14 protein-coding genes are annotated in these 11,912 nt (G+C 57.4%); 13 read left to right on the top strand and 1 reads right to left on the bottom strand.

What is annotated here, in order from left to right; all coding sequences use genetic code 11:
• Positions 1–36: 36 nt before the first annotated feature.
• Positions 37–942: a glucose-1-phosphate thymidylyltransferase RfbA gene (gene rfbA / locus H7B67_RS13400; protein ID WP_185120355.1), complete on the top strand. Its 906-nt coding sequence runs from the start codon at positions 37–39 to the stop codon at positions 940–942.
• Between the two features lie 188 nt (positions 943–1,130).
• Positions 1,131–1,274 (top strand): hypothetical protein, encoded by a 144-nt coding sequence (locus H7B67_RS13395; protein WP_185120354.1) that lies wholly within the window; start codon positions 1,131–1,133, stop codon positions 1,272–1,274.
• Positions 1,275–1,348: 74 nt separating this feature from the next.
• On the opposite strand, the gene H7B67_RS13390 is transcribed toward H7B67_RS13395, so the two are convergent.
• The gene (locus H7B67_RS13390) at positions 1,349–1,726 is read right to left on the bottom strand and encodes a helix-turn-helix domain-containing protein (RefSeq protein ID WP_185120353.1); all 378 of its coding nucleotides are present in this window, start codon (positions 1,724–1,726) and stop codon (positions 1,349–1,351) included.
• A gap of 235 nt (positions 1,727–1,961) precedes the next feature.
• Here H7B67_RS13390 and H7B67_RS13385 point away from each other — a divergent pair, with 235 nt between their 5' ends.
• From H7B67_RS13385 to H7B67_RS13340, 11 genes are all read left to right on the top strand, one after another.
• The gene (locus tag H7B67_RS13385) at positions 1,962–2,462 is read left to right on the top strand and encodes a PilZ domain-containing protein (protein ID WP_185120352.1); all 501 of its coding nucleotides are present in this window, start codon (positions 1,962–1,964) and stop codon (positions 2,460–2,462) included.
• Complete coding sequence (rfbD, locus tag H7B67_RS13380) at positions 2,438–3,328, top strand: dTDP-4-dehydrorhamnose reductase (protein ID WP_185120351.1); 891 nt, start codon at positions 2,438–2,440, stop codon at positions 3,326–3,328. The genes H7B67_RS13385 and rfbD (H7B67_RS13380) overlap by 25 nt, the downstream gene beginning before the upstream one ends.
• 40 nt (positions 3,329–3,368) lie before the next feature.
• On the top strand, positions 3,369–4,319 hold the full coding sequence (locus tag H7B67_RS13375; RefSeq protein ID WP_245363586.1) for an LCP family glycopolymer transferase: 951 nt from the start codon (positions 3,369–3,371) through the stop codon (positions 4,317–4,319).
• Positions 4,320–4,511: 192 nt separating this feature from the next.
• Positions 4,512–5,486 carry a dTDP-glucose 4,6-dehydratase gene (gene rfbB, locus H7B67_RS13370; protein WP_185120349.1) on the top strand — a complete coding sequence of 325 codons (975 nt, stop codon included), beginning with the start codon at positions 4,512–4,514 and terminating at the stop codon, positions 5,484–5,486.
• Positions 5,487–5,490: 4 nt separating this feature from the next.
• Positions 5,491–6,357: a dTDP-4-dehydrorhamnose reductase gene (gene rfbD / locus H7B67_RS13365; protein ID WP_185120348.1), complete on the top strand. Its 867-nt coding sequence runs from the start codon at positions 5,491–5,493 to the stop codon at positions 6,355–6,357.
• Positions 6,358–6,423: 66 nt separating this feature from the next.
• Positions 6,424–6,546 carry a hypothetical protein gene (locus H7B67_RS31110; RefSeq protein WP_281067838.1) on the top strand — a complete coding sequence of 41 codons (123 nt, stop codon included), beginning with the start codon at positions 6,424–6,426 and terminating at the stop codon, positions 6,544–6,546.
• Between the two features lie 399 nt (positions 6,547–6,945).
• Positions 6,946–7,746 carry a hypothetical protein gene (locus tag H7B67_RS13360; RefSeq protein WP_185120347.1) on the top strand — a complete coding sequence of 267 codons (801 nt, stop codon included), beginning with the start codon at positions 6,946–6,948 and terminating at the stop codon, positions 7,744–7,746.
• Positions 7,743–8,009, top strand: coding sequence for a PqqD family protein (locus H7B67_RS13355; protein ID WP_185120346.1), 267 nt, complete (start codon positions 7,743–7,745; stop codon positions 8,007–8,009). Before H7B67_RS13360 ends, H7B67_RS13355 begins: the two co-directional genes overlap by 4 nt.
• On the top strand, positions 7,999–8,529 hold the full coding sequence (locus H7B67_RS13350) for a hypothetical protein (RefSeq protein ID WP_185120345.1): 531 nt from the start codon (positions 7,999–8,001) through the stop codon (positions 8,527–8,529). The genes H7B67_RS13355 and H7B67_RS13350 overlap by 11 nt, the downstream gene beginning before the upstream one ends.
• Positions 8,471–10,669, top strand: coding sequence for an ABC transporter ATP-binding protein (locus H7B67_RS13345; RefSeq protein ID WP_185120344.1), 2,199 nt, complete (start codon positions 8,471–8,473; stop codon positions 10,667–10,669). Before H7B67_RS13350 ends, H7B67_RS13345 begins: the two co-directional genes overlap by 59 nt.
• 21 nt (positions 10,670–10,690) lie before the next feature.
• Positions 10,691–11,197: a DUF1854 domain-containing protein gene (locus tag H7B67_RS13340; protein ID WP_185120343.1), complete on the top strand. Its 507-nt coding sequence runs from the start codon at positions 10,691–10,693 to the stop codon at positions 11,195–11,197.
• Positions 11,198–11,912 lie beyond the last annotated feature (715 nt).

Raw genomic sequence — 11,912 nt, 5'->3', positions numbered from 1 at the left:
AGCAGACGATCAAAGGAGAAAAAGGAGAGATAGGAAATGAAGGGCATTTTGTTGGCTGGGGGAAGCGGGACGAGGCTATATCCATTAACGAGGGCAATATCCAAGCAGCTGCTGCCGGTTTACGACAAACCGATGATTTACTACCCTCTTTCCGTATTCATGCTCGCGGGAATCCGCGATATTCTTATCATCTCCACCCCGGAAGACACGCCGAGATTCAAGCGGCTGCTCGGGGACGGATCGGATTTGGGCGTTTCTTTCTCCTATGCCGTTCAACCGTCGCCGGACGGGATTGCGCAGGCCTTTATCATCGGCGAGTCGTTTATCGCCGGCGACAGCGTCGCGCTTATCCTGGGAGACAACTTGTTTTACGGGAACGGGTTGCAGCAGATGCTGGAGAAAGCGGTCAGAAGAAAACGCGGCGCGACGGTATTCGGATACTACGTGAACGATCCCGGCCGCTTCGGGGTTGTGGATTTTGACGATAGGGGCAAAGTCGTTTCGATCGAAGAGAAGCCCGCGTTGCCCAAAACCAATTATGCCGTGACAGGGCTTTACTTTTACGATAACCGAATCGTGGACATCGCGAAGAGTATCAAGCCCTCCCCGCGCGGCGAGCTGGAGATTACGGACGTGAACAAGGCGTATCTGGACCAAGGCGACCTGCATGTGGAAATCTTGGGACGAGGCTTCTCCTGGTTGGATTCCGGGACGCATGAATCGTTGCTGGAAGCCGCGCAATTCATCGAAACGATCGAGAAAAGGCAAAGCTTAAAAATCGCATGCCTGGAGGAGATTTCCTTCCAAAAGGGCTATATTACGAGAGAGCAATTGCTTAACTTGGCGGAACCGATGATGAAGAACGAATACGGAAAGTACTTGGCCATGATAGCGGACCAGGATTTGAAGAAGCGGCCGATTACCGTGTCCAGCTCCAAATGATCGGCGGGGCGGCTTCCGGCAAATGAAATACCCGTGAAAACGCCCGATCGGTTCCCTTCGACAAAAATAGTACCCGCTTGTCGGCGCTATCTTCCTACATTGCGACAAGTTATCCGCAACGTTCTCTGTATAATAAAAGTTGTTTTAGTTAACTTTTGGCAAAGTTGAGGATGGGGATGGAGAGGAAGATGGAGATGGAGAAGGAGAAGATGGATAGAGAAGAGATAACGGAGAAGCTATACGTCGATGTTCGCACCATACTCGATCAACTCGGTTTGTGCTACCAGAAGTGGCTGGACAACAAGACTCCCAATCATTCGGAGCTTCAATAATAAGGCACCGTACATAAAGGGTTTCGCATCGCCCCCGTTGGTTCGAACCGAACCGACGGGGGCTTTTGTTCGAATCAACCGTTCGTTTCCATCGATCTCTCCGCCCTGACGAAAGCAATGAATCGCTTGGCTTCTTCGGGGCTCAGCTTGGTGCCGTCCACCTTAAGCGAGAACCGTTCCAGAATTTCCTGCTCGGACAGCTCGAGATCGTCCACGAATTGGCGAACGACCGGATCAAGCGTAATCTCGGGCCGCTTCGTTCGACCCAATAGATAATCGACGGAGACGTTGAATTCGTCCGCCAGTTTGATCAAGGTGTCGAAATCCGGCTGCCGTCTATTCTTCTCGTAATGGGAAAGGGCGGCGCGAGAGATGCCTAAAGTTGTCGCGAGCTGCTCTTGAGTGAGAGCCCTCGCATCCCTAAGTTCCGCGATTCGGTTACCGATGTTCATCCTCTTGAATTCTCCCTCCAATTCGCTAAATCCATAATAATACGTTTTGTTGCAAAATTGTTCGCATGAGACAAATTGTCACATTTGAAGCGGTAAAATAACAGAATATCCTTGACAAGTTACATTAAGTAGCATAACGTTAAGACTGCAAAGGATACATTATGTATCATATCTATATACAGTTTATCCCGGTACGGTCAACCTAATACATGAAAAAGGCTTAATGGAGGGGCACATGGCGGAAGAATGGCTGGTTCCCGAGCCCAATCGGCGAATGTACGTCCGGATACGGCTCGCAAGCGGAATGAAAGCGAGCATTCGAATCGTATGGGTAAGCGCAAGCGGCGTTCGCTCCAGTCCGGGAACCGTGCTTCTGCTCGATCTTAGCCCGGGCGGCTGCGGGTTTGTCAGCGCCCTTCTGTTTCCGGCCGCTCCCGGAATCGGATTGGAGATCGAATGGGATGCCGGCTGCAATCGAATGAGGATAGTCGGGCAGATCGTCTGGAGCAGGCGGGAAGGCAACCTATACCGGCACGGCATGCGCTTTCTCGAGATGTCCGTGAGGGATAGGGTTCATCTGCTCCAGGAGCTGGGCCGCTTGCTGACCGAGCAGTGCCCGGGACAATCGAAGATTCACACGCTGTACCGGGAGCAGTGCGGTCGTTGTCTCACGCAAATGACGGCCGAAGAAAAAATTCGAGGAGAAGTCTTATGGAACGAGCATTCGGACGGGTAGCGGTGACGGGAGCGGGGGGATTGCTCGGCTACGATGTAAGCAAAGCCTTACTGCCGCATGCGGAGCAGGTATACGCCTGGAAGCGGGCGGATCTCGACGTAACGGATCTGCACGCGGTTCTGGCCATGTTCCGCGAGCGCCGTCCGGAAGCGGTCGTTCACGCGGCGGCATATACGAGGATCGACCAGGCCGAGTCGGAGCCGGACCTCGCGTTCCAAGCGAACGCGATCGGAGCGCGCAACGTAGCCCTGGCCGCGGAGACGGTCGGAGCGAAAATGGTTTACGTCAGCACGGATCACGTCTTTCCCGGGACCGGGGACATCGCTTGGAACGAATACCGGGAGACGCAGCCGGTCAACGTTTACGGATCGACGAAGCGGGCGGGAGAATGGCTTGCCGGCAGCCTCCTGCCTCGGCTGTTTATCGTCCGAACGTCTTGGTTGTTCGGAGAGGGCGGACCGAACTTCGTGGAGACGATGTTGAACATGGCGAAGAGGAAGGAGCCGATTCGGGTGGTCGGCGATCAGATCGGCAGCCCGACCTATGCCGCCGACCTCGCGCGGGCGATCGTGCGGCTGCTGGCGACGGAGAAGTACGGCACGTACCATATCTCGAATTCCGGGTCGTGTTCCTGGTACGAATTCGCCGAGCGAATCTTCGAGCTGGCGGGCATCGAAGCCGAGCTGGCGGCGGTGACGAGCGCCGAGTTCAAGAGGCCGGCGGCAAGGCCTCCCTATTCGGTACTGGATCACATGGCTCTAAAGGCAAACGGCTTCCCCCCGATGCGAGCCTGGGAGGAAGCGCTTAGAGAATATATGGGCCGGCGGCGCCAGCTTGCGAAGGAACCGCGGCCGTTCGAATGCTGAAGATCGAATCCGACATATTCTTACAAGGAGACGAATGAGGATGGCGCGTGGCAAAAAAAGACGTTGGCTCGGGATAAGCATCAGCGTTGCGCTCGTATTGACGGTAGGCGCCGTCAGCATAGCCGGCTACTTCTATTGGTCGATGAAGGCGACGGCCAAAGAAATCTACAGGCCGCTTCCTTCCGAGAGGCCAAGGTACGTGAGCAGCGACAAGGAGATCCCCGCCGATCCGGAACCGCCGGTTACGGATCGCCTGAGCCCGTTCTCCGTCCTGCTCTTGGGCGTGGACGAACGCCGGAACGACCGGGGCCGCTCGGATACCATCATGGTCATGACGGTCAATCCGAATAATCGGACGGTTCTGATGTTCAACATTCCCCGGGATACGCGGACGGAGCTCGTTTATCGGGACATGGAGGACAAAATCAACCACGCCTATGCTTACGACGGAGTGGAAGGCTCCCTTGCGACCGTCGAGAAGTTCCTCGACATGCCGATCGATTATTACGTCGAAATCAACATGGAGGGCTTCAAGCAGATCGTCGATACGCTGGACGGCGTCGACGTCGACAATCCCTTCGCCTTCGATTACGAAGGCGAATCGTTCCCGGCGGGTCCGCAGCATCTGAACGGGGAGAAAGCTCTCAAATACTCGCGCATGCGTTACGACGATCCGCGCGGCGATTTCGGCAGAAACGACCGGCAGAAGCAAGTGGCGACGGATATTATCAAGCGCGCGACGAGTTGGACGAATACGAGCTCGCTGCTGCCGATCCTGGACGCGGTCGGCGATCACGTTCGCACGAATCTGAGCTTCGGGGAAATCCAGGATATCGCGCTGAAGTACCGGAAGAAGCTCGATAGAATCGAGAGCACCTTCGTCGAAGGCAAGGGGAGCATGATCAACGGCGTGTATTATTACCTGGTCGAACAAGCGGAGCGGAATCGGCTCCATGACCTGATAAAGAACCAGCTGCAAGCCGAATCGTGATCGATCGGCACTCCAATGAACCATAAGCCGCATCGCGGAGACGGTCCGAAGGACTGCGCCATCACCTATTGGCGCAATCCTTCGGACCGTTTCGGCATTCGCCATTACAGGCTTATATATGGGTCATGAAGCCGCTCTTCCGCATCGAATATAGAGTACGGCTAATTCGAAGTCGGAAAAGGGGAATCATCCATGAAGCTGCTTGTCACTGGCGGAGCCGGGTTCATCGGAAGCCAGTTCATCCGTTATATGGCCGCCAAATATCCGGAATATCGCCTCGTGAATCTCGATAAGCTGACCTATGCCGGGAACTTGGACAATCTGAGAGAGCTGGATGCGAATGCCCCCTATGCCTTCGTCCGAGGGGATATCGCGGACGGCGAGCTGGTAGGCAAGCTGATCGGGGAAGGCGGCTTCGACGCGGTCGTCAATTTCGCCGCGGAGTCCCACGTGGACCGAAGCATCGAGGACGCGTCGCTCTTCGTGCGGACGAACGTTCTCGGCACGCAGACGCTGCTCGAAGCCTCCCGCCGGGCTGGAGTGAAAAAGTACGTTCAGATTTCGACGGACGAGGTGTACGGCACCTTGGGCGAGACCGGTTATTTTACCGAGAAGACGCCGCTCGCCCCTAACAGTCCGTACTCTTCGAGCAAGGCGGGCGCCGACCTGCTCGTCCGCGCCTACTACGAAACCTATGGAATGAACGTCAACATTACGCGCTGCTCGAACAATTACGGGCCGTATCATTTTCCGGAGAAGCTGATCCCCCTCGTGATAACGAACGCGATAGAGGATAAGCCGATACCGGTCTACGGAGACGGTCTCTATGTCCGGGATTGGCTCCATGTCGAGGACCATGCGGTCGCCATCGACAAGGTGCTCCACGGCGGCAAGCCGGGAGAGGTTTACAACATCGGGGGGCACAACGAGAGGACGAATCTCGACATCGTGAAGTTCGTGCTGAAGCGGCTGGGCAAGCCGGAAACCCTTATTACGCATGTGACCGACCGCCTCGGACATGACCGCCGCTATGCGATCGACGCTTCGAAGATTCGCGAGGAGCTGGGCTGGGAGCCGGCGATCTTCCTGGAGCAAGGGCTCGCGCGGACGGTCGACTGGTTCGTTCAGAATCAAGAGTGGTGGCGGAAAATCAAGGCCAAGGAGTGATCGTATGGCACTTAAGTTCGGACGGGTGGCGGTGACGGGGGCAGGCGGCATGCTCGGCATCGACATGGTTAAGGCTCTGGAGCCGCATGCGGAGCAGGTGCTTGCCTGGGATCGGGCCGCCCTGGACGTAACCGATCTGGACGCGGTTCTGGCCATGTTCGGTGAAACGCGGCCGGAGGCTGTCGTCCATGCTGCCGCGTATACGAAGGTGGATCAGGCGGAGGCGGAGCCGGAACTCGCGTTCAAGGTGAATGCGACCGGAACGCGCAACGTCGCGCTCGCGGCTAATAAGAACGGGGCCAAGATGGCTTATGTGAGCACGGATTACGTTTTTCCGGGGATGGGGGAGAAGCCTTACTACGAGTACCAGGAGACGAGGCCGATCAACGTATACGGCCAGTCGAAGCGGGCGGGGGAATGGTTGGCGGCCGGATTGCTGTCGAAGCTCTTCATCATACGGACGTCCTGGCTGTACGGCGAGAACGGTTCGAACTTCGTGAAGACCATGCTGAAGCTGGCGGAGAAAGGGGACCCGATCCGGGTCGTCGGCGATCAGATCGGAAGCCCTACGTATACGGTGGATCTGGCGGAGACGATCGTCCGGCTGCTCGAGACGGAGAAGTACGGCACGTACCATGTATCGAATTCGGGATCCTGCTCCTGGTTCGAGTTCGCGGAGAAGATCTTCGAGCTGACCGGCCTCGCCGTCGATTTGTCCGCGGTCACGTCGGACCAGTTCAAACGACCGGCTCCGAGGCCGGCTTATTCGGTACTGGACCATTCGGAACTCATAAGCAACGGATTTCCGCCGATGAGAGCGTGGGAGGCGGCCCTTAAGGAATTCTTGGCTCGCCTTCCGCTTCGAGGATGAGAATCGGGGCTTCGAGCAGGACCGGCCTGCAGAACTATCGGCTGTACGGCACAAGGAGGAGGATCGATGAATCGAAAGCCGGCTATGCGCGCGATTGCCGCGCGGCTATGGATACGCCCGATCATCGCGTTCTCCTCCGGGCCAGCCATGACCCGGCGGTCATCGGCGAACCTTATCCGCAGGCAATAGCGATCGCGGCTTGGCTTGTCGAACGGAATAAGTCTTTTGTAGCGGGCGAACTTTCCTACTTGGCGATGTCGGCCGGAATCGATAATGTCGGGCGAAGCGGTTTTTCTGTCGTTGCAAGTTCAGAAATGTTACAAATTGTGTTGACAGTGATACATAATGTATCATAAAATGAGGACAGAAAAGCGAGGTGATACAAGTTGAAAACCTATGAGAAGCCTGAGGTTCTGGTTCATCAAGCCGTCGTGTTCGAAGGTCATCAAAGGCCGTCCGGTAAATGGCCGCCGCGCGGTCGCCATTGATCCGCTCCCGACCCGACGCTGAGAAAGCAAGCATGAACGGCAAGGGGAGAGAGAGCACGCTCTCTCTCCCGCAAGTTACCGGTAGAGGAGGGAGCATTCAGTGGTCGAGAAATGGCAGCTCATCGGCGGTTTCCTGATCCGACTAGGGTTCGCGAACGAACGATCGGCCGCATTCGTCCGGTACACGATCGGGGACCGATATGTGGACGCGAAGCCCGGCGTCGAGCCGGATTACTCGCTGACGATAGAGGACGGCTATGGGGAGAGCTACGACGAAGCGACGCCTGTCGCATACCGAAAGAACGAGCACGGGGATATCGAGGTCGAGCGAGCCGACTTTCGGTTGGAATCCGCCGCCGATCTGAAGGACGCGCGACTTCGTTTTTACGACTATTTCGGACTTCGGACGGGACTATTGAACTGGTACAGCCGAATCCTGGCTCGACGGAATTGGGGGTTGGTGATTCATTCGTCCTGTATCGTTCAAGACGGACAAGCCTACCTATTCTCGGGATATTCCGGCGCCGGCAAGTCGACGATCGCCTCGATGTCGCGGCCGAGGCCGATCATGGCCGACGAGACCTCCCTGGTGGAGATTCGGCAGGACGGCCGGGTTCTCATTCACGACTCCCCGTTCCGCAACGATTTCAAGGAGCCGTATCCGGCCGGGCCGGTGCCGCTCAAGGGAATCTATCTCATTAAGCAATCTTCGAACATCAAGCAGCATGGGATGTCGAAGAGCGAGGCGATGTTCTCCTTGTTCGACAAGGTCGTGTTCTGGTCCTTCGAGCAGTCGGAATCGACCGAGGTCGTTCGCCTGTGCAGAGCGCTCGTGGATCGGATCCCGGTCTATGAGCTTGAATTTCAGAAAAACGATCGATTCTGGGAGGCAATCTCATGAAGCTGGAGAGGCTGCAATCGGTAGAAATGCTGGAGCTTGACGGAGAGATCATCCTGTTGAACCAAGAAACGCTCGCGGTGACGAAGCTAAACGGCTCGGCGAGCTGGATCTGGGAACAGCTCTCGAGCTCGCTTACGCAGGAAGAACTGGTCGAACGCATGGCCGCGGAATACGAAGGAGCCGATATCGGCCGGATCGGATCCGATATCGCGAGCTTCGTCGAGCAGATGACGGGCATCGGACTGATCAGGAATGCGGGATGAGCTTCTGAAGACATTCCTGGCCCTGATGAACGCTCGAGGCGAAGTGATCCTGCCGGCATCGGGACTAAGCATGTATCCCTACATTCTGCCGGAGGACGAATGCCGATTCGTTCCGATCGCCGGACGTATCCGCCCCGGGCAGATCGGCCTCTTCGTAAGCGCGGAAGGGGTTCTCACTTCTCATCGTTTTCATCGCGCGGAGACGGGGAACGAGGGAGAGCGTTATTGCCTGCGCGGGGACGGCAACTTTGTCATGGACGTTCCGGTGGGGAGGGAACAAGTAATCGGGGTACTGTCCGAGCTTAAGCGCAACGGGAAAATCATCTCGGAGAGGCGGCTTGCCAGACGGCTGTGGTCGAGATGGTCGGTGCGTTTCCCGAAGCTGTTATCGATCACGGCGCGCGCTTCGGAGCTGAGGGCAAGGCGCGAGACGGCCGGCACGGCCGAAGGAGGACGACAAGATGCCAGCTCTAACCGGTTCCTTGACCCGAGCGGAGGACAAGCCTCTCGGAGGCTATGAGGAGAAGGAGGGCGGGATGCCGCTCGACAGCTGGAGCTCCGACCTGTCGGAGACGGGCCGGACGGAGCGCCGAACAGTACTGTTCCTCGCATCGAGGCTGGAGGTTCGGGACGCGAAGGGGGCTTGCCTTCGCAAGATTGACCGGCAGCGGACGGCCGGCGCGGCGATCCGGGAAACGGGCGGAGGCGCATGGTTGGAGCTTGAGCTGAAGGACGGAGGAGCCGTTCGCTTGGCGATGAGCGCGCTCGCCGGGCGGGATGGCTTAAGGGAGCTTCGGGATAAAATCGAACGATGGGCGAATCCGCATAGGAACGAGGAGGGTTCGGTTCCGCTTCCCGGGGAGCGCGCACCCAGCCCGGAGAACGCCGAAGAGAAGCTGACGTGGAAGCGAAGAGGTAAGGCGTTGCTTGGCTTGCTTAGCTACGCGGCTCCGCATCGCAGGGCGATCGCGATATCCGTTGCCGTGCTGATCGCGGGCGTCGGCCTCGAGACTCTTCCCCCTTATCTGATGAAGCTTATGATCGACGAAGGGGTGCTGCAGGGCTCGACGTCGAAGTTCATCGCAATCATCGCGACTCTAATAATCGTATATGGGCTGCAAGCCGGATTTCAAGTTTATCAATCCATGATCGGAATCGCCATCGGCAACCGAATGATGAGCCATATTCGCAAGGACATGTTCGCTAAGCTGATGAAGCTGTCGGTTCGCTACTATGAACAGAGAGCGACCGCGCCGTTCATCGGCCGCATTCAGAACGACACCGCATGGGTTCAAGGATTCCTCAGCGAAGGAATCTCGCAGTTGGCGGCTCAAGTTATCCTGGCGGGCGCTATCTTCGCGATATTGTTCGCGATAGACGGACGTCTCGCGCTTGGAGTCGCGGCATTTCTTCCGGTGTGCGCGATCGTCGTTCTCTGGCTATGGCCGAGAATTCGTTCGCTAATGAACCGGACCTGGAATACGCAGTACCGGCTTCAGAAATATATAGGCGAAGCTCTTCAAGGCATACGTGTCATTAAAGCCTTCCGCCGCGAGGAGGAAGAGAAGAGACGCTTTGATCGATATAACGAGGACTCCGTTCGCCGTTCCATCGAGCAGCAGCGGCTGCTGCAATGGCTGCAGCCGATGATCAACCTGGCGATCTCCGGCGGAATCGCCGTCGTCTGGCTGATCGGCGGCCAGTTCGTCATTCAGGGTACGGCCAGCCTTGGAACTCTAGTGGCCTTTACGACTTATTTGTCGATGCTGCTCGGGCAGCTTCAATGGAACATGAACCTGGCCGGCCAGGCGAACGCTTCGCTTGCCGCGGCCGACCGCATATTGGATTTGCTGAATTCCGAAGACGAGCTTCCGGTAAGGGGAACGACGATGCCTCTGCCCAAGGGCGGGGGAGAGATCGTTTTCGACGGGGTTTCCTTCGGGTACGAGAACGGGCGGGAGGTTCTGCGCGATATTCATCTGACGATCCGGCCGGGCGAGAAGCTCGGGATCACCGGCCATACGGGGGCCGGCAAGTCGACACTGCTGCAGCTTCTCGCCCGCTTCTACGATCCGGATGCCGGAAGCATCCGAATCGGGGGCGTCGATCTGAAGCGGGCGGACCCCGCCGATCTTCGTCGCCGTATCGGAATCGTCTTCCAGGACACGTTCTTGTTCGACGGGACGATCGCGGAGAACATCGCATACGGAATCGAGGACGCGACGCCGCGGAAGATCATGGAGGCGGCCCGGTTGGCCCGCGCCAGCGCCTTTATCGAGCGCCTGCCGTTCGGCTATGACACCCGGGTCGGCGAACGCGGGGTAAGGCTGTCGGGAGGCGAGAAGCAGAGAATCTCGATCGCGCGGACGCTGCTGCTCGATCCTTCGATCCTGCTGCTGGACGAAGCGACGTCCTCCGTCGATCAGGAGACGGAGCGCGACATTCAGGCCGCGATCGATTATTTATGCCAAGGCAGGACAACGATCGCGATCGCGCATCGCCTGTCGACGATCCGCAGCGCCGATCGGATCGCGGTGCTGGACAAGGGGCGTCTCGTCGAGTTAGGCACCCACGAGGAGCTCGCGGCCGGAGGCGGCATTTATAGCAAGCTTCTGGACGCGAGAAGCGATCCTCCGAAGGCGGAGCAAGTCGCCAGGTGAACGCGTATTGGGGGAATGAAGATGAGTTCGAGTATGATCGGGCTTGCGAGAGGCTGGATCTCTCCGGAGAGCATTCGCTTCCGGAAGGAGGAGGAAGGAGGGATGCTGACGGCCGCATGGGGCGATCGCGGAGGGCCGGTTCTTGTCCGGCGGTTATTCCCTCTCTCCGATCCGAACGGCTCTATCTGGGTAGGAGACCGGGACGGATCCGAGTGGGGAGTGCTTCCTACGCTGGAAGGCCTGGATCCGTACAGCATGGCTGCTCTGTCCGACGAGCTTCGCCTCAATCCCTTCCTTCCGAGAATCGAGAGGATCGTTTCGATTCAGCGCCGCTTCGGTGATTATAGCTGGACGGTCGAGACGGATTCCGGCGAGTTCCGATTTCTGACGGGGCCTCTCTATGAGAGCGTGACGGCTCTGGCAAACGGAGAGCGGGTCGTTCTCGATCGGAACGAACAGAGATACCTGCTGCGGGACGATAGCCGAATCGACAGCGGTTCGCGCAAGAAACTTGCCAAGTGGTTATAGTAGAGGAGCTTCGACTATGGGGAAGACGCACTACTTTTATTGTTTAAGCTGCGAGCTAATGAAGGAGATGGCGCAATCCGCGGCCGTCTTCAAGACGGGCTTCTATCGGATCGAGTTCCCCCTGGGCTGCTGCCGGGATTGCTATGATCGCTTGAGGCAACCGGAAGAGAGGGGAAGCAGGGATGTTCTTGCTCCTTCTCGCTCTGGGGCATGAGCTCCTATTGACGACATGCCTGCATGCTCGACCATCGATGAGACGCAAAGGACCCGACCGAATGCTACAGACTGTATGACAGACCGGCCCATTACTCAACTGAACTCCCCGCAGCGCTCGACCGGTCCTGAGATGAGTAAAATTTACTCAACTGAACTCCCCGCAGCGCTCGACCGGTCCTGAGATGAGTAAAATTTACTCAACTGAACTCCTCGTACCGCACGACCGCCCTGAGATGAGTAATATTTACTCAACTGAATGCACCGCACCGTTTGACCGGTCCTGAGATGAGTAAAATTTACTCAACTGAGCTCCCCGGACCGCGCAACCGCCCTGAGATGAGTGAAATTAACTCAACTGAGCTCCCCGCACCGCGCGACCGACTCCAAAGTGAGTAATATTAACTCACTTGAATGCCCTCGCACCGCTGCTTCCTCAGCGAACAGCCCCTCCCGTCGAGCGGAAAGGGGCTGTTTCTTATTTGTATAAGAAAACCCCCAG

It is taken from the genome of Cohnella thailandensis (assembly GCF_014212135.1).
In the GTDB taxonomy this organism is placed as follows: domain Bacteria; phylum Bacillota; class Bacilli; order Paenibacillales; family Paenibacillaceae; genus Cohnella; species Cohnella thailandensis.
This window is presented reverse-complemented; position numbering and strand designations above follow the sequence as displayed.